The sequence below is a fragment of the Bradyrhizobium sp. RDI18 genome (genome assembly GCF_043203335.1).
In the GTDB taxonomy this organism is placed as follows: domain Bacteria; phylum Pseudomonadota; class Alphaproteobacteria; order Rhizobiales; family Xanthobacteraceae; genus Bradyrhizobium; species Bradyrhizobium retamae.
In genome coordinates this window covers 897807-919658 of the sequence record NZ_JBICRN010000008.1, presented here as the reverse complement: position 1 = coordinate 919658, position 21852 = coordinate 897807, and the positions used below count along the sequence as shown (strand labels likewise).

The 21852-nt window shown below is 62.7% G+C and carries 14 protein-coding genes, 1 tRNA gene and 4 pseudogenes; 12 read left to right on the top strand and 7 right to left on the bottom strand.

The features are described 5' to 3' along the window. Positions 1-97 precede the first annotated feature (97 nt). Positions 98-1438 carry an ABC transporter substrate-binding protein gene (locus tag ACFXS9_RS13180; RefSeq protein ID WP_392689461.1) on the bottom strand — a complete coding sequence of 447 codons (1341 nt, stop codon included), beginning with the start codon at positions 1436-1438 and terminating at the stop codon, positions 98-100. 457 nt (positions 1439-1895) lie between these two features. Here ACFXS9_RS13180 and ACFXS9_RS13175 point away from each other — a divergent pair, with 457 nt between their 5' ends. Further along, entirely contained in the window at positions 1896-2681 is a 786-nt protein-coding gene (locus tag ACFXS9_RS13175; protein WP_392689459.1) for a Spy/CpxP family protein refolding chaperone, read from the top strand. 239 nt (positions 2682-2920) lie between these two features. Here ACFXS9_RS13175 and ACFXS9_RS13170 read toward each other — a convergent pair whose 3' ends face one another. Then, positions 2921-3142, bottom strand: a complete 222-nt coding sequence (locus tag ACFXS9_RS13170; RefSeq protein ID WP_392689457.1) for a VOC family protein — start codon at positions 3140-3142, stop codon at positions 2921-2923. A 191-nt stretch (positions 3143-3333) separates the two neighbouring features. Further along, the gene (locus tag ACFXS9_RS13165) at positions 3334-4530 is read right to left on the bottom strand and encodes an acyl-CoA dehydrogenase family protein (RefSeq protein ID WP_392689455.1); all 1197 of its coding nucleotides are present in this window, start codon (positions 4528-4530) and stop codon (positions 3334-3336) included. Positions 4531-4835: 305 nt separating this feature from the next. Between ACFXS9_RS13165 and ACFXS9_RS13160 the strand changes: the two genes are divergently transcribed. After that, the gene (locus tag ACFXS9_RS13160) at positions 4836-5126 is read left to right on the top strand and encodes a PilZ domain-containing protein (RefSeq protein WP_392689453.1); all 291 of its coding nucleotides are present in this window, start codon (positions 4836-4838) and stop codon (positions 5124-5126) included. A gap of 5 nt (positions 5127-5131) precedes the next feature. Here ACFXS9_RS13160 and ACFXS9_RS13155 read toward each other — a convergent pair whose 3' ends face one another. Further along, the gene (locus tag ACFXS9_RS13155) at positions 5132-6100 is read right to left on the bottom strand and encodes a Bug family tripartite tricarboxylate transporter substrate binding protein (protein WP_392689451.1); all 969 of its coding nucleotides are present in this window, start codon (positions 6098-6100) and stop codon (positions 5132-5134) included. Between the two features lie 85 nt (positions 6101-6185). Continuing rightward, positions 6186-6822 (bottom strand): annotated as a pseudogene (locus ACFXS9_RS13150) (DsbA family protein). Positions 6823-7068: 246 nt separating this feature from the next. Here ACFXS9_RS13150 and ACFXS9_RS13145 point away from each other — a divergent pair. The 6 genes from ACFXS9_RS13145 (at position 7069) to ACFXS9_RS13120 (ending at position 15474) form a co-directional block, all read left to right on the top strand. Beyond that, positions 7069-8331 carry an aminotransferase class III-fold pyridoxal phosphate-dependent enzyme gene (locus ACFXS9_RS13145; RefSeq protein WP_392689449.1) on the top strand — a complete coding sequence of 421 codons (1263 nt, stop codon included), beginning with the start codon at positions 7069-7071 and terminating at the stop codon, positions 8329-8331. A 316-nt stretch (positions 8332-8647) separates the two neighbouring features. Next, positions 8648-9634: a zinc-dependent alcohol dehydrogenase family protein gene (locus tag ACFXS9_RS13140; RefSeq protein WP_392689447.1), complete on the top strand. Its 987-nt coding sequence runs from the start codon at positions 8648-8650 to the stop codon at positions 9632-9634. Continuing rightward, positions 9631-11202: an AAA family ATPase gene (locus ACFXS9_RS13135; protein WP_392689445.1), complete on the top strand. Its 1572-nt coding sequence runs from the start codon at positions 9631-9633 to the stop codon at positions 11200-11202. Before ACFXS9_RS13140 ends, ACFXS9_RS13135 begins: the two co-directional genes overlap by 4 nt. Before the next feature lie 2 nt (positions 11203-11204). After that, positions 11205-12101: a CHAD domain-containing protein gene (locus ACFXS9_RS13130; RefSeq protein WP_392689443.1), complete on the top strand. Its 897-nt coding sequence runs from the start codon at positions 11205-11207 to the stop codon at positions 12099-12101. Positions 12102-12313: 212 nt separating this feature from the next. After that, positions 12314-12682 carry a hypothetical protein gene (locus ACFXS9_RS13125; protein WP_392689441.1) on the top strand — a complete coding sequence of 123 codons (369 nt, stop codon included), beginning with the start codon at positions 12314-12316 and terminating at the stop codon, positions 12680-12682. Positions 12683-12780: 98 nt separating this feature from the next. Beyond that, entirely contained in the window at positions 12781-15474 is a 2694-nt protein-coding gene (locus ACFXS9_RS13120) for a bifunctional acetate--CoA ligase family protein/GNAT family N-acetyltransferase (protein ID WP_392689439.1), read from the top strand. A 125-nt stretch (positions 15475-15599) separates the two neighbouring features. Here the strand turns inward: ACFXS9_RS13120 and ACFXS9_RS13115 are convergent. Beyond that, a tRNA-Ser gene (locus ACFXS9_RS13115) sits at positions 15600-15689 on the bottom strand. Between the two features lie 1023 nt (positions 15690-16712). On the opposite strand from ACFXS9_RS13115, the gene ACFXS9_RS13110 reads away from it, so the two are divergent. Next, positions 16713-17636 (top strand): septal ring lytic transglycosylase RlpA family protein, encoded by a 924-nt coding sequence (locus ACFXS9_RS13110; protein WP_392689437.1) that lies wholly within the window; start codon positions 16713-16715, stop codon positions 17634-17636. A gap of 89 nt (positions 17637-17725) precedes the next feature. On the opposite strand, the pseudogene ACFXS9_RS13105 reads toward ACFXS9_RS13110, so the two are convergent. Then, a pseudogene (locus ACFXS9_RS13105) lies at positions 17726-18674 on the bottom strand (alpha/beta fold hydrolase). A 231-nt stretch (positions 18675-18905) separates the two neighbouring features. Here ACFXS9_RS13105 and ACFXS9_RS13100 point away from each other — a divergent pair. From ACFXS9_RS13100 to ACFXS9_RS13090, 3 genes and pseudogenes are all read left to right on the top strand, one after another. Next, positions 18906-20100: pseudogene (locus ACFXS9_RS13100) on the top strand (D-alanyl-D-alanine carboxypeptidase family protein). 2 nt (positions 20101-20102) lie between these two features. Then, on the top strand, positions 20103-20789 hold the full coding sequence (gene tmk / locus ACFXS9_RS13095; protein ID WP_392689435.1) for a dTMP kinase: 687 nt from the start codon (positions 20103-20105) through the stop codon (positions 20787-20789). Further along, positions 20786-21827, top strand: a pseudogene (locus ACFXS9_RS13090) (DNA polymerase III subunit delta'). The gene tmk and the pseudogene ACFXS9_RS13090 overlap by 4 nt, the downstream one beginning before the upstream one ends. Positions 21828-21852: the final 25 nt, after the last annotated feature.

Genomic DNA, 21852 nt, shown 5'->3' with positions numbered 1-21852 from the left:
TGATACGTTTCTGTCGGCTTTTGCCGGGCCTACGATTGAAGGCGGATAGGGAAATGGCGGCCTGCGATCACGCAGGCCGCCAGGGTGTCCCCGTCCGTCAGCTCCGCATGAAGCCTTCGCACTCGCCTTCGGCCCAGGCGAGCACCTTTTCCATCGCTTCGCCCTGGTGATAACGCAGGCACATCTTGGTCAGGGTCGCCTGCGTGTAGATCTGCTGCGCGATCTTCGGCGGGGCGGGCGCGGCGGCGATCGAAAGAGTCTGGTGGTTGTGCGGATTCGGGTAGTGGTAGAGCGTGCCCTTCGGCGGCCCTTCCTCCTGCCAGACCTTCAGCGTGGTGAGCTTTTCGTAGCAGGGCAGGTCGTAGCCGCCGCTCGCCACACACATCTTCTCGATCGCATCCGCTTGCGAAAGCGCCCTGAGCACGCTCTTGGCCGCTTCCTTGTTCTTGGAGAACGACCAGGTGCCCCAGAAATAGGAGAGGTAAGGCGCGTAGCGGCCCTTCGGACCGGCCGGGAAGCCGTGGGTCCAGCACTGCTCGGCCACCTGCGGTGCGTCGCGCTTGGCGACCGCCCAGGCGCTTGGCGGGTTCATGACCATGGCGCCCCTGCCGGAGACCAGCCATTTGTTGTTGGAGGAGTCGTCCCAGGCGCCGGCGTCCGGCGGCAGGAAGGAGATCAGTTTCTTGTAGAATTCCAGTGCCTGGCGCACCGCGTCGGTCTTCACCGTGACGTTACCCTTCTCATCGACGAGGGCCGCACCGAACGACTGGAAGATTGCGCCGGCCGTATCGACGTTGTCGCTGGTCTCGCCAAGTCCGATGCCGAACGGAACGCCGCCTTTCTGGCAGGCCTCGGCGGCCTTGAGGAAGGTGTCCAGGGTCCAGCTGTCGGCCTTCGGCGCGGCACCGGCAGGATACAATGCCTGCACGTCGATGCCGGCATGCTTCTTCATCAGGTCGATGCGGGAACAGGGCCCCTTGATCTGGCTGCCGACGCTCGCGGGCACCGCGAGCCATTTGCCCTTGGACTGGCCGAGATATTTCACGGTACCGTTGGGTTCGCCGTTCTGCTTGATGAGGCCTTCCATGACGTCGTTCATGGGTTCCAGCAGCTCGGCCTGCGCATGCGGCCACCAGGTCGGCATCGCGAGAATATCGTGGCCGGATTTCGCCTGTGCTTCGGCTGCGATGGTGAGCAGGTTCTTGTTGCCCTGGCTCGGGATGTAGTCGATCTGAACCTCGACCTTCTCCTTCTCCGCCCAGGCGTTGACGATATCTGTCGAGGCCTTGTTGGCGCCGGGAACCCAGTGGTCCCAGAAACCGATCGATAGCTTACCGGCGGCGTGGGCGCCGCGCACATAGGGCGCGGTGATGAGCGCTGCGGATGATAGCGCTGTCGCAGCAACGAATTGTCGGCGAGAAAGCTTCCTGCGAGACATAGCGTTTCCTCTTTGCTGAGCCAGATTTTGCTTCTTATTATTCTTCTCCGTCTGGTGGGGAGTCGCATCGAAGCGGCCGCCAGCGGAGATTTTGTAATCGGATCAGACCAGAATTGTTTGCATCTGTCGAGAAAACACAGCGGCGGCCGTCATTGAACTAACGTTGCGTGGAAATTCCGGGCCGCGGGAGCAATGATGTCGTGTCCTCGACATCGTCAATAATTGACGCGGCAATATTGCGCCGCACACTTTACGCTCGAGCGGGTGTGCAATTGCGCCGCGGTCGATCGAACGCGCATGTAACGCCTTTGCCCGGAAGCTGTTTCCTGCCGGGGAACCGTCCGGCGCAGCGGTGGACGAGTTTGGGGCGGAGACGATAGTTTAGGCAAAGAGGATTCTCGCGCGCCTTGGCGATTGCGCGTGGCAAGTTTCTCGATCGGACCATGGAGACCCGACAATGACACGTCCTCAGCAGCTTGCGCCGACACCGTCGCGCTGGTGTTTTGTACTTGGCGCCATAGTCGTGCTGGTGCTTGGCACATGTGCGACCGCGAACGCGCAAGGGCTGGTGCAGGGCGTACAACAAGGGGCGCGCGAAGGTAACAAGGCTGCCGGCCCGGTCGGTGGCGTGCTGGGCGGCGCGATCGGCGGCGTCGTCGGCGTGGTCACCGGTGTCACCGGCGTCCTGACCGGGGGCAACAATAACAACAAGGGCGGACAGGCACCGGCGGCGAAGGATTCCAAACAAGGCGAGGCTCCCAAGCAAGGCGAAGCTTCCAAGCAAGGTGATACCGCGAAGCCTTCGAAGGGGTCCAAAGCGACGAAGACCGCAAAGCAGCAACAACCGCAGCAGCCGGCCGTCCTCACCCAGACCGGCGCGCCGCAACTGACGGCCGAACAGATCGTCGCCAACAGCGACGCCAACATCGAGCGGATCAAGAAGGAGCTAAATCTCACGCCCGAGCAGGAGAAGCATTGGGCCGCGTTCAACAGTGCGATGCACTATCTCGGTCATAACGGCGCCGACCGGCTCAATCTGCGCGTTGCGCGCGCCAAACGCGATCCTCCCGACGACATCATCGAGCAGATGCGCAACGAGGCTCAATTTCTCAATGATCGCGCCGTCGATCAGCGCAACGTGGCCGATGCCGCCGAGCCGCTATTTGCCACCCTGAACGATAAGCAAAAGGCGATCTTCATTCAGGAAATGGTCAATTTGAGCCACGAGCGCGGGCTCGACTAGCCGGCTCTGCCGGACGAACAGCCGGGTACGTGTGCCCTGGGGTAGGTTGAAAGGCACGGCACCCGGCTATTCTGCCGCAGCGGCGCGGCCCCTCCCAATCTCATTGCAATGATGATGAAACCCTGACGGACTCGCGCCTTACTGATGGCTGACTTGCGGCGTTGTCGGGAACTTCACTGTTTGAGGGACGGTGTTGCACCCCAACATCACGTGGACATCCGGACGGCAGGAGCGAGGCCTCAGGTTTTCGGAAAGTTCAGCTCCACGCCGACGCCGTCGGGATCGTAGAGAAAGAACTGGATGTCGCCGGTGCGCGGCACGACGCTCTCGCGAAATTTGACGCCTTTCGACTGCAGGCGCTTGCGCATGCCGTCGACATCGGTGGCGGCAAAGGCGATATGGTCCAAGCCGGCCGGTATTTTCATACTTCTTCTCGGTGCCGCGAACGACGATGCCCTCACGCGGCTTGCGCGTGCCCATCAAGATGCACCGTGGCCGTGCCGCCGGAATAGAGCCAATAGCCGGGGAAATCGAGCGGCGGCGATCGCCGTTTTCCAGCCCGAGCACATCGCAATAGAAATCCTTGGTGCGCTCGAGATCGGCGGGCTCGATGTGTAATGCTGCAGTCCGCCAAGTCCCATGGTCGCTCTCCCTAAACAAAGCTAAGGTCCGTATCGACGCCCATCATCCAGGCGCCGACGGTTTCAAAATGCCTGAGCTGGCCCTGCAATTGCTGGGTCACGGTATGGATGTCGCGGAACCGCCGCTCCAGCGGATGGTTTTCGAAGATCGCGGTGGCGCCGGCGGCGTTGTAGGCGAAGTCGACCGCCTCGCGCGCCTTGTGGATGGCATGGGTCGAGGCCATGCGCATGTTCATTCGCTGCGCGACCGTGATGGTGGCGCCCGCGGTGAGATCCTTCCAGGTATCGGCCATCGATTGCAGCACGTAGCCTCGCGCGGCGCGAAGATTGACTTCCGCCTGGGCGAGGTTGCACTGGACCACGGCATTATCCCGCAAGGAGATCCTCGCGCCACGCGGCACCTTGTTGCGCATCGTATCAACGAAGTTGTCGAGGGCAGTGCGGGCGATGCCGCAGGCGACACCGGCAAAGCCGACCTGATAACAGGTGTGGTTGCTCATGCGGTAGAGCGGGCCGCGCTCGCGGCATTCCCGGTCGAACTCACGCGTGATCGAATGGTCGGCGCGCACGAAGAAGTCGTTGAGCGCGAACTGGTCGCTGGCGGTACCGCGCAGGCCCACGGTGTTCCAGATGTCGGTCCACTCGACGTCTTCGGAGCGTACCAGCATGGTGCGCTCGAGCGGGGCTCCATTGGCGTCGTATCTGGGCGAACCGTCGGCCGCATAGATCGGGCAGTGCGCGCCGAGCCAGGTCGCATGCCGGCCGCCGGATGCAAAGGACCAGACGCCGGTCACCCGGTAGCCGCCGTCGCATTCGACCGCGCGAACCCTGGGCCCGGGTCCCCACGCTAGTACGGCGCGCGGATCGCCAAAGATCGCCTGCGCCACCGGCAGGTCGAGATAGGCCGCCGACATCGCGCAACCGCCAGCCTGGCTGAGACACCAGGCGGTGGAAGCATCGGCCTTGGCAATGGTTTCGATGACGTGGAAGAAAGTCACGGGATCGGTTTCGATCCCGTTGGTCGAGCGGGGCAGCAACAGACGGAACAGTTGCGCGTCGTGCAGCTTGTCGAGCAGTGTGGGCGGTAGCCGCCGCGCGGCCTCGATGTCGTCGGAAGCGGCTGCGACATCAGACCGTATGGCCTCGGCCCGGGCGATCACGGCCTGATCGCCCGCAAGATCAGCAGAGTTTGCGATCGGTGTATTCAAGGCCAGCCTGCCGGTTCGTCGCGTTCGCGTACCAGTACCAGTGGATAAGGCTATCGCGCGATTGCCGCGATCGGCAAGTCCATAGCGACGCGGAGCACATCTGCGCAACCGATTGGCAATTTCGTGCCGCTCTGCACAATGGGCGCCCTGACGATCGCATCGGCTGGTGAAACGATTTCGCCCGTGGGTTGGCCACGGCTGTTCCGACCTTCTGGCAAACGCTTCGGCGCACGCGTCCGACTTGTTTAGGATTTTGCGTTAGCCTTCCGATTTAGCCGGAATTGATCCGGGATGGGACAGACGGGATGGAAGAGCGACGAAAATTTCCGCGAACGGAGATCGAGGAGCCTGCCTATGTTTCGTCGGGTGGCTCCGTGATGCGCTGCGTAGTCCGCAACATCTCACGCGAGGGCGCCGCGATCGATGTCGACAATCCGGCCTTCGTCCCGCCGCGCTTTCGCCTGGTGATGGCAAAGGATCCATCGATCGTGCACGAATGCCGGGTAGCATGGATCCAGAAGAATCGTATCGGCTTGACCTTCATCAGGATGGTGGACGCGGCTACGGATCGGCCGACGTCGAACGGGACGGTCTAAGCACATTACTCGATCCGCAGCTTCGCATCGCGTACCACCTTGCCCCACTTGTCCATCTCCAGCTTGATGCGCGCGCCGAACTGATCTGGCGTATTCGCGATCGCCTTGAAGCCGAGCGTCGTGAGGCGTTGCGTCACGTCCGGCTGTGCGACAATCCTGGCGATCTCGCGATGAAGCAGATCGACGATTTCTTTCGGCGTCCCTGCGGGGGCGACGATCCCGGTGAGTGTGTCGGCCTCCTGATCCTTGATGCCCTGGTCGGCGAAGGTCGGTACGTCAGGCAGGCCTGCTGCCCGTTCGGTCGAAGCCACGCCAAGCGCGCGCAATTGTCCGCTCTGCACCGCCGAAAGGGCAGGCGGCAGCGCGGTAAACGCGATCGGCGTGTGCCCCCCGATGGTCGCCTGAATGGCCGGGGCAGCGCCCGTGAACGGGACGTGGACGAGGTCAAGCTTGAAAGCCAGCCGGAACAGCTCGCCACCCAGATGCGGCGTCGATCCGACGCCGGGGCCGGCAAAGCTGTATTTGCCGGGATTGTCCCTGACGAGTTGCACCAGTTCCGGCAACGTTTTGGCCGGCACCTGCGGGTTGACCACGACGACATTCGGCGAAACCGCGACCAGCGTCACCGGCGCGAAATCCTTGATCGGATCGTATGGCACCTTGGCGTAGAGGCTGGGGTTGACGACGAATCCGGTGCTGACCACCATGATGGTGTAGCCGTCCGGCATCACGCGCGCGACCTGGCCGGCTGCGGTGTTGCCACCGGCGCCGCCGATGTTCTCGACAAAGAACTGCTGGCCGAGATGGTCGGTGAGCTTCTGCGCCACGATGCGGGCGATGGCATCTGTCGGTCCGCCCGCCGGGAAACCGACCACAACGCGCACCGGCTTGCTTGGATAGTTCTGCGCCGAGGACGCCAGGACGCCGGACAGCAACCACGCGGTTGCCAACAAGACCCGCAAAGCCGTGGCCATGGCGCTCTCCCCAATATGTTTGTTGGGGCCATCATCGGCGAGGCCGCGACGCCGGACAAGGGGTTATTGCGACGGCCGGCGCGCGTTACTTCTTCAGCAGCGGCTTGAGCCGTTCTTCCAGCTCCTCGAACGACATCGAGCCTTGCAGCCGCTCGCCGTTGAGGAAGAAAGTCGGCGTCGAGGTAACCTTCAACTCGCTATAAGCGTATTGTTGGTCGGCGGTAAGCTTGTCGAATTGCGCCTGATCTTTCTCGCAGGTCTCGACTTCCTGCTCGCTCATTCCATGCAGTTTGCCGACATAGATCAGCGTATCCTTGGTCTGCGCCATCAGGCGTTCCTGCAGTTTGAACAGGGTCTCGACGGCACTGAGGTATTTTTCAGGAATCGCCCTTGCCGGCGCAGCGCGCCAGTATCGAGGCTGCGGCAGCTTTGATGTCGAGCGGAAATTCGCGAAACACGAAGCGTACCTTGCCGGCGTCGATATATTTCGAACGCAGCATCGGAAGTACATTCTGGCTGAACGCTGCGCAATGCGGGCAGCTCATCGAGGAATATTCGGTGATGGTCACCGGCGCCTTCGCAGACCCAATGGCGATTTCGGGGAGGGATCCCGGTTTGGCGACGTTAGCGGCAATCGCGCTTTGCGCCGTCGCGGAGCCCGCGAAGGCGAGCGACGCGAATACAACGAGCGCGACGACGGCGATGGGACGATAGTCGTTCAACGTGGCTCCGAACCGAACTTGGCAAGCGACTGTGCGACGGAAGTGCGTCTTTTATTGGCTTAGCGAGCCAAAAGCCACCCGATCAGATTGATTGTGCACCGGGAACCGTCGCCATTTGCGGCCGCGCCGTGCAAAGGGATGTTGTCGCCTGTCATGACCGATGATTTGATGCAAGCGTGACACCTGCGCCGCCCCGCCACGCGGCCGGGCCTCGTTCTGCTCAGCTAATTACAACAAGAGAACGTCATGACCCAGCACACGGCGCTGTTGAGCGAAACGCAGACAGCGGATGCCATGTTGCGGGCGCGGGCCAAGCGGGTCGTTCCCGGCGGCATGTGGGGCCACCTGAATGCCGCGCGGCTCCCGGAAGGCTATCCGCAGTTCTTTGCCTCCGCGGAGGGCTGCCGCGTGCGCGACGTCGACGGGCGCGAATACATCGACTTCATGTGCAGTTGGGGGCCCATCCTGCTTGGCCACCGGCATCCCGAAGTTCAGGCGGCGGCTGAGGAGCAGGCCGCCAAAGGCGACTGCTTGAACGGCCCGGGCGAAGTCATGGTGGAGCTAGCCGAGGATCTCGTCGCCATGCTGCCGCATGCCGATTGGGCGATGTTTCAGAAGAACGGCAGCGATGCGACCACGTGCTGCGTGACGATCGCCCGTGCCGGCACCGGACGCCGCAAGGTGCTCGTCGCGCGCGGCAGCTATCACGGCGCGCTGCCATGGTGCTCGCCGAGCGTTGCCGGCGTGACCGCCGAGGATCGCGCGCATCTGGTGCACTTCGAGTACAATGATGTGCAGAGCCTGCGAGCGGCGGTCGAGGAAGCGGGCAAGGATCTCGCTGCGGTTCTGGTGACGGCTTTCCGCCACGACATGGGGCGTGATCTCGAACTGCCGACGAAGGAATTCGCCGCAGCCGCGCGTGCGGCATGCAACGCGACCGACGCCGCTTTGATCATCGACGAAATACGGGCCGGCCTGCGTCTCGATACCAGCGGGAGCTGGGAAGCGTTCGGCGTGCGTCCGGACCTGTGCGCCTGGAGCAAGGCGATCGCCAACGGCTACGCGCTGGCCGCCGTTACCGGCAACGACCGCTTCCGCGAAGCCGCCACCAAGGTGTTCGTTACCGGGTCGTTCTGGTGCGGCACGGTGGCGATGGCGGCAGCGCGAACGACGCTGCGGATCGCGCGTGAGACGGATGTGCCCGAGCATATTCGTGCGATGGGCATGAGGCTGCGCGAGGGATTGGCATCGTTGGCGAACGAGCACGGCATCGCGATCCGCCAAAGCGGCCCGCCGCAAATGCCGCTGATGCTGTTCGAGGCTGACCCGGAAGTACGCAAGGCTAGGGTGTTCTGTTCGGTCGCTCTCCGCCACGGCGCGTTCTTTCATCCCCAGCACAACATGTTCCTATCCTCGGCACATCGCGCATCCGATATCGACGAGGCGCTGCAGGCGGCTTCGCACGGCTTCAAGGCCGTGCGAGAATTGGAGGCGAGGTCCAATCGATAGGTGGATTCGCAGGCAAATCTTTGCGACCGATTCGCTGACATGATGATGAGGTATTGGCCGCTAGGAGGACGGTGGACTCCGGTCCGATCGTGATGACGGAGCGGGTCTTTATGAATGGGCGCGCATTTTGATGAGTGGGCGCGCATTTGGCGATCTCCTGTTCCATGCGCTCAAGAAATGGCAGAACGCCGTGGCTGGCACTGTGCTGCCGACGTAGCCATGTTAGGGAAAGTTCGGGCGGGTTCGATTGATGGGTCAGGCATGACCCGCTCGTCGCGGATAGACCGCACAGGCTTGCGTGAGGATAGCGGACGAAATGCACGCCATGGTCCTGCAAACGCCCGGCGCGCCACTGCGGTTTGAGCCGCGCGAGGATGACCCAGTGCCTGGGCCCGGCGAAGTGCGTGTCAGGGTTGGCGCCTGCGGCGTATGCCGGACCGACCTGCACGTCGTCGATGGAGAACTGCCCGATATTGCCTATCCAATCGTTCCCGGCCACGAGGTGGTCGGTCGGGTGGGAGCTCTTGGTCCCGGTGTGACGTCTCTAAGGATCGGCGAAAGGGTCGGCGTTCCCTGGCTCGGTCATACCTGCGGCGACTGTCCCTATTGCCGGAGCGGCCGCGAAAACCTTTGCGACCGCCCGCTCTTCACCGGCTACACGCGAGACGGCGGATTTGCCACGCATCTCGTCGCGGACGCGCGCTATTGCTTTCCACTCGGCGACGCCGACGACGACGTCGCTGTCGCTCCTTTGCTGTGCGCGGGCCTGATCGGCTGGCGCTCGCTGGTGATGGCGGGCGATGGAGAACATCTCGGCATTTTCGGCTTTGGTGCAGCCGGCCACATCATCGCGCAGGTGGCTCGCTGGCAGGGGCGATCGGTCTACGCGTTCACGCGTGCGGGCGACGTCGTGGCACAGCGCCTTGCACTATCGCTCGGCGCAGCTTGGGCCGGCGGGTCGGAGGAGAAGCCCCCGGTGCCGCTCGACGCAGCTATCATCTACGCGCCGGTCGGCTCCCTGGTGCCGCTGGCATTGCAAGCTGTGCGCAAAGGCGGGCGCGTGGTCTGCGCCGGCATTCACATGTCGGACATTCCCTCCTTCCCTTATCGCATGCTCTGGGAGGAGCGGCGGCTGCTTTCGGTTGCCAACCTGACGCGCGGCGACGGGATCGAGTTTTTCAAGGTCGCGGCGCAAGCTGGCATCAAGACGCACACCAGCGTATTTCCGTTGCAGGAAGCGAATGAAGTCCTCTCGAGGCTGCGCGCCGGGCAGATCACGGGCGCCGCTGTGCTGCAGCCATGACTATGCGACCACCCCCAGATGCTGCCGCAGCCGACGCTGACAATCAGCAGCACGTGCTCGATTTCCTCGATGGCTCCAGTTTCGGTGCGGCCGGGGGCGGCAAGCGGATCGATACCCACGCCTCCATGGTTTTTCTCGGAGCTGACCGGGCATTGAAGATCAAGCGTGCCGTGCGCTTGCCGTTCCTCGATTATTCGACATTGGAGAAGCGCAAGAATGCCTGCGAGGAGGAACTGAGGGTCAACGCCGGCAACGCTCCCGAGCTCTATCGGCGTGTTGTTCCCATCACGCGCAATTCCGATGGCGCCCTCGAAATCGGCGGCTCGGGCACCGTGGTCGAATGGGCGGTCGAAATGACACGATTCGATGAGAAGCAGTCGCTCGACCGTATCGCTGCATCGAAGACGATCGATCCGTCGCTTGCGACGGCCGTGGCCGATGCGGTTCTGCGATCCCACGACAGGGCAGCGCGCCACGACGGCGAAAGCTGGCTTGCCTCCGTTCTACCCATTATAGACCGCAATACCGCAAAGTTTGAAACCGTGCACGGACTTGATTCCGTTGCGATCGGTCAACTCGATGCCGCCAGCCGCGCCTCTGCAACGACATTGCAGCCGCTGCTCAGACAGCGCGCCAAGCAAGGATTCGTTCGCCGTTGCCATGGCGACCTGCATCTTGCGAATATTACGTTGGTCGACGGCCGGCCGCTGCTGTTCGATGCCATCGAATTCGATCCCGTCATTGCCACGACGGACATTCTCTACGATCTCGCGTTTACGCTGATGGATCTGATCCACTTCAATCAGGCGGCAGCGGCAAACGCAGTGTTCAATCGCTACGTTACCGCAGCCGCGGATGAAGACTTCGACGGGCTGCGCCTGCTGCCGCTGTTCTTGTCGATGCGGGCGGCGATCCGCGCGCACGTGCTGTTCGTGAAGAGCGAACATGCCGGAGAGAGCGATGCAGTGTGGCAGGAGGCCAAACGCTACTTCGACCTGGCCGGACGCCTCATTGCGCCCAAGCCGCCGACACTGGTGGCAATCGGCGGGTTGTCGGGGACGGGAAAATCGGTGCTGGCTCGCGGACTCGCAGGCCTGATCGAGCCTCCACCCGGCGCGCTCATCGTGCGCTCGGATGTCATCCGCAAGCGCCTGTTCGATATCAGCGAAACTACCGCTCTGCCGGAGTCCGCCTATCGATCCGAAACGACGGGCCGAGTATATGGCGCGCTTTCGAGCGCTGCGCTGAGTGTGCTCGCCCAGGGCTGCTCGGTAGTGCTCGATGCCGCCTATCTGCAGGAGGCAGAACGGAAGGAAATCGAGAATCTCGCGGCCACGCACAATGCGCGGTTCGTCGGCCTTTTTCTGACGACCGATCTCGCGACGCGGCTGGCGCGGATCGAGCAGCGCAGGGATGATGCGTCCGATGCGACACGAAGTGTCGCCCTGAAGCAGGAGACTTTCGCGCTCGGCGCGGTACAATGGCATATGATCGATGCCTCTGGGACGCCGGAACAGTCGCTGCGCAACGCCCGGGCGGTCCTGCCTTTGGTGCCGGACGAGCCTTGACGATGCGCGGTCGCCCAACCAGTACATCCAACCTGCACAACACCGCTGCGGTGGGTCTCGACTGTGCAACCGCATTCCAGACGATCGCACTCGACTGCATCGCTTCTATCAAGGCCCAGCACAGCAGCGCATGCGCCGGCGATGCCGAGGCGGTGCACCAGATCCGCGTCGCGATTACACGGTTGCGCGCCGCGGTGGCGTTCTTCGCACCGATCGTGGTCGATGCGGAATGGCTGCGCCTGAAAAAGGAAATCGCCTGGTTGAATGGTTCGCTCGGCGCCGCACGCGACAGCGACGTTCTCGTCGAATATGCGCGCCGCAAGCGTTACCGCGGTTGGGCGGAACACAACATCAAGCAAGTCGATCAGTGCCAGACGCGGGATCACCGCCGCCTGGTTCGTTGCCTGCGCACCGTTCGGACGCGCCGCCTGATCTCGGCAATCGCTGACTGGAGCAGACAGGGAGGGTGGCTGGCGCGGTGCAAGCGGAATAAGGAGGCGGAGGCTCTGCAAGTCTATTGCGCCCGCGAACTCAATCGTTGGCACGAACGGTTGATCCGCAAGGGACGTCACCTGAAGGCGCTGGGTGAATCGCGCCGTCACCGGCTGCGGATCAGGGTCAAACGCTTCCGCTACATGCTGGAAGCGCTCACGGAAACCGTCGCGCTGCACAGCCGCGGCGAATTGCATCACCTCCATCGGCCGGCAAAGCGAATGCAACGCGCACTGGGCGACCTCCGCGATCTCAAGCGTTTCGCCGAACTTGCCGGCCGATCGCCGCAGGCCGAAAACGGTAAGCGGAGTAAGGTACGCCCGCCGGGCTATCGCCATCGAAGGGACGAGCTGCTCGGCGCCGCCATCGGGTCCTATCGTGAGCTGAAACACGCCCGAGCCCGCTGACGCCATCGTTCGCAGTGCTCCCATTGTCGTGCGCAGTTGGTCGCACTGATCCATGCGGGCGGGGATGCGACCTTTCGTCTCCGTGAGTTCCTTGTCTCATCTCCGAGTCGCGGTAACTGCGGTCGCAATAACGCCAGTTTGATGCACCTAACTGTTCGGTCCGAAGCCGGTCAGTATCGCTTTCGGTGGAAATTCAGAAATCGGAGATTGTCATGTCAGAGCTGTCTGAGCGGGCTGCTTCCGGTTCCTTTCCAGCAGCCGCAAACGCAGAAGCGGAAGCCACCAAGCTAAACAAGGGCGTGCTGGAGTTCATGCTTGGTGCGCAGAAGATAATGTTCGAGGAACTGTTGTTTCTCAGCGACGAGATGCTGGAGCGAACGCAGACCGAGATGCACTTGTACACTGAGTTCGTCGCGAAGATGGCTAGCGCGCATTCGGTACGGGACGTCAGGACGATGTGCCAGGAATGCGGCCAGCATCAGCTCGACTTCTTCCGCCGCGACTCCGAACGGCTGTTCAGGCACGCCGAGCGGATGATCGCGGCCACGTCGAACTTGATCAGTGGGCGCTCCTTGAGCTGATTGGCCAGTGGCATGCACCGGAAATCGCCCCTGCCGACGGCGGTAAGTTACCGTCTTGCCGCTCCGAGTAGGCTGCGACCTGCCGGTACTGGAGAACGATGTCCACCTATCGTCTGAAAAATTTGCTTTCGCCGCATTCGGTCGCGCTGGTTGGGGCTAGCCCCCGCCACGGCTCGGTAGGCCGTGCCATTCTCAACAATATTCGCAGCGCCCAGTTCAAGGGTGAATTCGGCCTCGTCAATCTGCGCTATCACGAGATCGACGGCGTCGCGGCCGCAGACAGCATCGCAAAATTGTCTTTTGCGCCGGAGCTCGTTGTCCTCACGGCGCCCGCCCATACCATCGCCGGCCTGATAGATGAGGCGGGTCAGCGCGGCGCGGCCGGTGCCGTCATTGTCAGTGCTGGACTCGGCCACGGTCCGGGCTCGCTGGCGGAGGCAACAGAGCGGGCCGCACAAAAATACGGCATGCGGCTGATCGGCCCGAATTGCCTTGGCATCATGATGCCGGGCGTCAGTCTCAATGCGAGCTTTTCCGCACATATGCCGGCCGCGGGCCATTTGGCGCTCATCTCACAGTCCGGCGCCATTGCTGCCGGCATGGTGGATTGGGCGGCACAGCGGGCCGTCGGCTTTTCCGGCATTGTTTCAATCGGTGACCAGCTCGATGTCGATATCGCCGATCTGCTCGATTACTTCGCGCTGGATGAAAAGACCCACGCCATCCTGCTGTACATCGAGGCGATCAAGGATGCCCGCAAGTTCATGTCGGCCGCACGCGCCGCCGCCAGAATAAAGCCGGTTGTGGTAGTCAAGTCAGGCCGCATGGCGCAAGGCGCGCGGGCCGCTGCAACCCATACCGGAGCGCTGGCAGGGACTGATGCCGTCTATGACGCGGCGTTCCAGCGCGCCGGTATCCTGCGCGTATCGGATCTGCGCGAATTGTTCGACTGCGCCGAGACGCTCGGGCGGGTCAAATCGCCGCCCGGAAAGCGGCTTGCGATTCTGACCAATGGCGGCGGCATCGGCGTGCTGGCGATTGACCGGCTGGTCGAACTCGGCGGTATTCCTGCGGCTCTCTCGTCGGCGATCCGCGAGAAGCTGGACGCTGTTTTGCCGCCGACATGGTCGAAATCGAACCCGGTCGATATCGTCGGCGATGCCGATCCCGCGCGCTATGCCGCAGCGCTCGAAGCGTTACTGGCCGATCCCGAAAACGACGCCGTGCTGGTCATGAACGTGCAGACGGCGATTGCGCGCGCCGACGAAATCGCCATGGCCGTGACCGGCGTGGTGCAGAAATATCGCGCCGGGCAGCGCATGACGCCGAAGCCCGTTCTCGCGGCCTGGGTCGGCGCGGAGCCGTCGATCGGCGATCTCTTGAGCGGGGCCGGCATTCCGAACCATCCGACCGAAGACGACGCCGTTCGCGGCTTCATGCACCTGGTCCGCCATCGCGAGGTGGTGGAGGCGCTGGCGCAGGTTCCGCCCGCTATGCCGAGCGAATTCGCCCCCGATATCAATGCAGCGCGGCAGATCGTTGCTGCGGCGCTGGCCGACGGCCGTTCATGGCTCGATCCGATCGAGGTCAAGCGGCTCCTTGACGCCTACGATATCGCGGCCGTGCCTACCTTTGCCGCCGCCGATGCCGAAGAGGCGGTTACGCATGCGAATGCGATCTTTGCGCGGGGGGCGACCGTCGTGCTCAAGATCATGTCGCGCGACATCGTCCACAAATCCGATGTCGGCGGCGTGGTGCTCAATCTCACCAGCGCCGATGCGGTGCGCAAGGCGACCAGCGAAATTCTCGCGCGGGCAAGATCGCTTCGGCCGGAGGCGCGCATATCGGGCGTGATGGTGCAGGCGATGGTGGTGCGGGCGAAGGCGCGCGAGCTTATTCTCGGCCTCGCCGACGATCCGACGTTTGGCACTGTCGTCGTGTTCGGCCGTGGCGGAACGGCAGTCGAGATTATCAATGACAAGGCGCTGGCGCTGCCGCCGCTCGACCTGCAACTGGCGCGCAGCCTGATCGAACGTACCCGTGTCTCGCGGCTGTTGCGCGCCTATCGCGACGTGCCGGCGGTGAAGCAGGACGCAGTCGCAATGGTTCTTGTCAAGTTGGCGCAGATGGCCGCCGACATTCCGGATATCCGTGGGCTCGACATCAATCCGCTGTTGGCGGATGAGGCGGGCGCGCTGGCGGTCGATGCGCGAGTTGTAATCGGGCGCGTGGAACGAAAGTTTCGTGGCTCGGGCCCGGCGAATTTCGCCGTGCGGCCTTATCCCTCGCAATGGCAGCGTCACATCGAGGTCAAGGACGGCTGGCGCGTGTTCGTCCGTCCGATCCGGCCTGAGGACGAGCCGGCGATCCACGAGATGCTGAAACACGTTACGATGCAGGATCTGCGGCTCCGGTTCTTTGCACCGATGAAGGAATTTTCCCATGAATTCATCGCCCGCCTGACCCAGCTCGACTACGCCCGGGCGATGGCCTTTGTCGCCTTCGACGAGACGACCAAAGAACTGGTCGGGGTGGTCAGGATCCATTCGGACTCGATCTATGAGAGCGGCGAATACGCGATCCTGCTCCGATCCGATCTCAAGGGCAGGGGGCTCGGCTGGACCCTGATGCAGATGATCATCGAGTATGCAAAGTCCGAAGGATTGAAGGCGATTTCCGGCGACGTGCTGACCGAAAACACGGTGATGCTGGCGATGTGCCGCAGCCTCGGCTTCGAGGTGAAGTCGGACCCCCAGGAGCACGATATCTGCAACGTCAGGCTGGCGCTCTAGATGTGGTCTTTCAGGAGTTGTCCATCTGGTCCGAACCGAGGAAGCTGAGATGATGAACGCCCAGCGAACGAAATTGCCAAAACCAAATGCCAAAACTGAAGGTAAGGATTGATTTTGCTTAAAATTGGCGGAAGGGGTGGGATTCGAACCCACGGTACCCTTGCAGGCACGCCGGTTTTCAAGACCGGTGCCTTAAACCACTCGGCCACCCTTCCTTGCCTTTACGATCAAGCGCTTAGCCGATGCGAAGGTGAAAACACAAGAGAAGAAATCGGATTTTGGGGAGCCCAAGCCAGGAAGACGCCGTCGTGCGGTAGGGCAAGACCGACAGTCGTCCGACGGCATTATCAATGCACTCCGCAAATCGACCGGCGGGCGCAAGCCACGCTCCGCATCGTGGAGACAACGTCGAGGAACGGGGCGCGGTCGATGCCTCCGCTCCCGCAACTCACACACGCTGTATCGAGCACGTCACATGCTCCGGGCAAAAACGCGGGAGGGGCGGCGTCGGCCTAGAGCGGCGCTTGCTAATTCTGGCCGGGACGCCGCAATTTGTTCGGCTACCTGCTGTTTAACCGAACGCAACGGCCAGCAGGCTGGAGCACAGCAGCACGAAGCTGGCAGTCGCCAGCGCAAGAAATCCGTTGGAGACGATGTCGTGGTTGCGCATGAGACACCTACCACATCCGATGCTCGTCCGAACTCATTAGACCTTTTCCGAATCCCCGATCGGAACTACCGAGCCATTTATCGCTGAAGCCCGGGCGGCTACCGCCGCCGGCCGTCAAAACTCACGCTCTGGAACGATAGCCTTCAAACGCATGGGCAAGGAAAATGCCTGCGCTCACCAGGCCCATCAACGCTGTTACTGTCTCGATCATCGCACAAATCCTTTGCGCCCCTGCAACGCACAAAACGACTGCATCGTTGCACAGTCAAAAAGATTCACGGGCTGGAATCGCATATCGGTCGTGAGTGATGATTTGGTGCAACAGATTGTCTGAAAGCGGCACAGGAAGGCGATGACGAAGGGCGCATACACAGTGAATCGAAGCGTTGCGCCCATAGTTCAAGGAGCGCGAAGCAACCATTCATTCACCACGCGGGACCAGACCCCATTTCCGCCGTGTTCGGGTTGCGATATCTTCATCATGTGATGCGGAGGTGGGCCGCATCGTGGGGTAAGGCCGCAACGCTTCGACATAGGCGGTCGGCCGCTGGAAATGGTAGTTGGGGTTATGGGGATTCGACGGCCAACAACGATCGTTCTGGCAGCTCGTGGTACTGTTGCCCTGGCAACATGCCTTGTCCTTGCCAATTGCGCCTCGTCGGACAAATTCGCCAGGCGGATCGATCCCAAATACGGCGTCTCCTCCAGCCCTCGCGTGGTGGCGTTCGGAGAGCCCGTACCGAAGGGCGGGGGAACTTACCGTATCGGCAAGCCCTACACCGTCGCAGGCCGGGTCTATGTGCCGGAAGAGGATCCGAACTATCGCGCCGAGGGAATGGCTTCCTGGTATGGCGACGATTTCCACGGCCGGCTGACCGCCAATGGCGAGGTTTTCGACATGACCTCGCTGACGGCCGCCCATCCGACGCTGCCGATCCCGAGCTACGCCCGCGTCACCAATACCCGGAACGGCAAGTCGCTGATCGTCCGGGTCAACGACCGTGGCCCTTATCACGGCAACCGCCTTATCGACGTCTCGAACAAGGCGGCGGAACTGCTTGATTTCAAAGCAAATGGCGTCGCCAAGGTCCGCGTTGAATATGTCGGCCGGGCCCCGCTTGAAGGTTCCGACGACCGCCAGCTCCTGGCGACGCTGCGGACCGGCGAACCCGCGCCGTCCCCGGCCACGGTTCGGGTCGCTTCGGCCCGTCCGTTTGTTCCCGAGATGCCGTCGTCCGCCGGCCGAATCCGGGGTGAGGTGCCAATGCCGGAGGGGCGACCCTATAGCCTCGGCAATACCTCAGCGGACCACGCATCGATCAACGCGACCTCGGAAATGTCGGCTTCCAGTCGCACGCGTGGCCGTGCCACGGAAAATCCGCGCGCCGTGTCCTACGAGAACGAGGCCAGCTATGTAGCACCGCGCCAGGCTTACCTGCCGGTCGATCCACGTGGTCCGAGCGAGGTCCTCAGCGGGCGAGGGCTGTACTAGATAGTGTTTCAGGCGAAGCATGCCCTTGGACTTGATCCGTGGGTGGCACCCGGTTCGCGTCAAGAAAACGGGTCAAAAAATAGCTACTCCTATAGCAACTCCTTCAGGAAGCCGATCAGGGCGGTGTTGACCTCATCAGGCCGCTCCTGCTGAATCCAGTGACCGGCCCCGTCGAGGATGAGCTTTTGCCGCAAGTTCGGCAGCACCCGCTCCATCTCGTTGACCAGCTTGGCGCCGATCAGCCCGGTGATGACGCCATCGTTCGATCCCGCGATGAACAGCGACGGCTGGTAGATTTGCGCGCCCTGCCAGGGTGCGGTCAGTTCCCAATTGCGGTCGATATTGCGATACCAATTCAGTCCGCCGCGAAAGCCGGACTCTTGATAGACGGCCGTGAAATAGGCTAGGTCGGCCTCGGTCAGCCAGCTTGGTAATGGCCGATGCGGATCGGCGCCGGCGAGAAATCCCTTGCCCTCCTGAACAAATTGGTGGGCCGCCGGATCGGAGAACCCGCGCCCGGCCAGCACGATCTGCATGGTCGCTGCGACATCGCGCTCGAATTCGGCCTCTGCCACGCCCGGCGCCTGAAAATACTGCCAATAGAAATTGGTGATGCCGTTGTTTCGCAAGGTCTCCAGCGGCAGGCCGCGTCCGCGGGAAGGGGAGGAACACTGAGGCCCGCCACCTTGGTAAAGATATCGGGCCGGAACATCGCCGCGTGCCAGGCGACCGGCGCACCCAGTCATGGCCGACAATGACGGCCTGCTTTTCACCAAGCGCCGCCACCAGCGCGACCATGTCGCCGACATTGTGGAAGATGGTGTAGGCGCCGACGTCCTCCGGCACGCTGGTCCGGCCGAACCCGCGCATGTCGGGGGCTACGACATGGAATCCGGCCTCCGCGATGGCTCCGACCTGGTGCCGCCAGGAGTAGGATAACTCGGGCCAGCCATGGCAGAGCAGCACCAGCGGCCCCTGGCCCTGTTCGAAGACAAAGAAGTCGAGCCCGTTGACGGAAATAGTGCGTGAGGTTGGCATCGCGTTTCCGCCCTGTTTTTCGTATCCTGTCCGGAAATTGCAGCATCGCAACGATACGTTTCTTCGTTCGGCACCGCAATCAGATCGACACGGCCACAAGTCCAAAAACCTGTGTTGTTTGCGATACTTCCAACTGTTACAACGCACGGATTCAGGACATCGCCGATGGCAGCAGAGACTTCCGTTTTCCGCAAATCCGACACGGCGGCCATCATCCCGTGGCGCCGCCTGATGGCCGCCGTCTTCGCGCTCTCGGTCGGCTGGGGCGGCATCGTGTATGCCGCCAACAACAGCGTACAGGGCGCTGCGAAGAAGGACGACGGCGGCTTTGACGGCGATGCGCCGACCGCGATCCTGGTCGAGGCTTCCAGCGGCAGCGTGCTGTTCGAGAAGAACGCCGACGAACTGCGGGCGCCGTCCAGCATGATGAAGCTGATGACGGTCGAGGTGGTGTTCGATGCCATCAAGCAGGGCAAGGTCAAACCGACAGACGAATATCGGATCAGCGAGAACGCCTGGCGCAAGGGCGGCGCGCCGGCCGGCGGCTCGACCATGTTTGCCATTCTCAACAGCAAGGTATCGGTGGACGACCTGCTGAAGGGCGCGATCATCCAGAGCGGCAACGATTCCTGCATTGCGCTTGCCGAAGGCATGGCCGGCAACGAGCGGATTTTTGCCGCCGACTTCATGACCAAACGGGCGCGCGAACTCGGCCTGACGAAATCGACCTTCGGAAACTCCAGCGGGCTGCCGGACCCTGCCAACAAGATGACGGTTCGCGAACTGGCCAAACTCGCCCGCCACCTGATCCTGGCCTATCCCGACACGTACAAATTGTTCGGAGAGAGAATTCACCTGGAACAAGATTCGGCAACAGAACCGCAATCCACTGCTGAACACGCTAAATGGTGCCGACGGGTTGAAGACCGGCTACACCAAGGAGGGCGGCTACGGCATGGTCGGCTCGGCCGTGCAGAACGACACGAGGCTGATTGTCGCGATCAACGGACTAGATGATCCCGACGATCGTGCCTCGGAGGCCAAGAAGATGCTGGAATGGGGTTTTCGCAATTTCGAGACGCGCACGCTGTTCGCGGCCAACCAGCAGGTCGGCTACGCCAAGGTGTTTGGCGGCGAAAGCCGCTCGGTGAAGCTTGCCAGCCCCGAGCCGATCAAGGTGATGGTGCCGAAGAGCGGCAATGAGAAATTGATCGCGCGCATCGTTTACAAGGGCCCGGTCCAGGCGCCGATCCAATCCGGCCAGCCGGTCGGCGTCGTCAAGGTTTGGCGCGGCGCCAATATCGCCGTGGAGGCACCGGTCTATGCCGCTGAAGCGATCGGCACCGGTTCGACCGTGCGTCGCGCAATCGACGGGGTCAGCGAGCTCGTGATCGGCATGTTCCGCGCGAGCGCAGAGAAGCTCTGAGCATGACCCAGGCAACGCTGCAGCGGCCTTCCGGACGCGGGAAGTTCATTACGTTTGAAGGCGGCGAGGGCTCGGGCAAGTCCACGCAGATCAAGAAACTCGCCGAGCGCCTTGCCGCGGCAAAGCTGCGTACCATCGTCACCCGCGAGCCGGGCGGCTCGCCGGGCGCCGAAATCATGCGGCATCTCGTGCTGTCGGGAATGGGCAAGCTGCTCGGGCCGGACGCCGAGACGTTGCTGTTTGCGGCAGCCCGCGACGATCACGTTCGCACCGTCATCCAGCCCGCCCTTAGCCAGGGAACATGGGTGCTGTGCGACCGCTTCTCGGATTCCACCCGCGCCTACCAGGGCAGCCTGGGGCAGGTCTCTCCGCTCGTGCTCAACGCCATGCAGCGCGTCACCATCGGTGATTTGAAGCCGGACCTCACCATCATTCTGGACATCCCGGTTGAAGTTGGTTTGCAGCGCGCGGCCGCTCGCCGCGGCAGCGGCGTACCTGACCGGTTCGAGTCGGAAGACCTGAAATTCCATCAGGACCTGCGCAATGCCTACAGGCAAATCGCCGCCGAAGACCCGCAGCGCTGCGTGCTGATCGACGCCAATGCCGATACCGACACGGTTGCTGCCCGCGTCTGGACGGCGTTGCGCGCCCATGTGTTTGCGGTCCCGAGCCCGGCGGGAACGGCATGAGCGCGCGGAAGGTCGACCAGGCGAAGGCGGTCACACATCCTCGCGAAACGGCCGATCTGTTCGGTCACCGCGAGGCGGAGATGGCCTTGCTGAACGCCTATCGCAGCGGCCGCATTCCGCATGCCTGGCTGATCGGCGGCCCGCAGGGCATCGGCAAGGCGACGCTGGCCTACCGCATGGCCCGCTTCGTGCTTGCCAATCCCAATCCATTGCTACCTTCGGTGCAGCGCGCCGAAACGCTGGCCCTCGACCCTCACGGTCCGGTCGCGCGTCAGATCACCGCCGGCGCCCATGGTGGCCTGTTGGTGCTGGAGCGAGGCCTCAACGATCGCGGTGTGATGCGGACAGTCATCACCGTGGATGAGACGCGGGAGACGATTTCGTTTTTTGGCTCGACCGCGGCGGTCGACGGCTGGCGCATATGTATTGTCGACACCGTAGACGAGCTCAATCCAAACGCCGCCAACGCGCTGCTCAAGATTCTCGAGGAGCCGCCGCACCGATCGCTGTTTCTGCTCGTCAGCCATTCGCCAGCGCGGGCCCTGCCCACGATCCTGTCCCGCTGCCGCAAGCTGCCGCTGCGGCCGCTCGCGACTAGCGACGTCGTGCGCGCGGCTGCGCGAGCCGCCGACATCGCACCCGATGATCCCGCGTTATCGGAAGCTGCCGATGCCTCGGAGGGGAGCGTGTCCCGCGCACTGACGCTGCTCGGCGGCGACGCGCTGAAGCTGCAGCAGCGGACCGCGGCACTGCTGGCGACGCTGCCGCAGGTCGATCCGCGCGAGCTGCATGCGCTTGGCGATGCGCTGGGCACCAGCGACCGGGTGGCGCTGGCTGCTTTCATCGACGGCATCGATCGCTGGATCGGCGAAAAGCTGCGCGCTGGCGACGCCAATGCAGATCTGCCCCGCCTTGCACGGCTGGCGGAGGTATGGGAAAAGATCATCCGCGCCGCGCGCGACACCGAAAGCGTATAATTTGGAGCGAAAACCGCTGGTTTTCTCGGTGTTCGGGATGCTCGCGGACGCGACGCGGTAACCTCCGCCGGATATCAATCCCGACA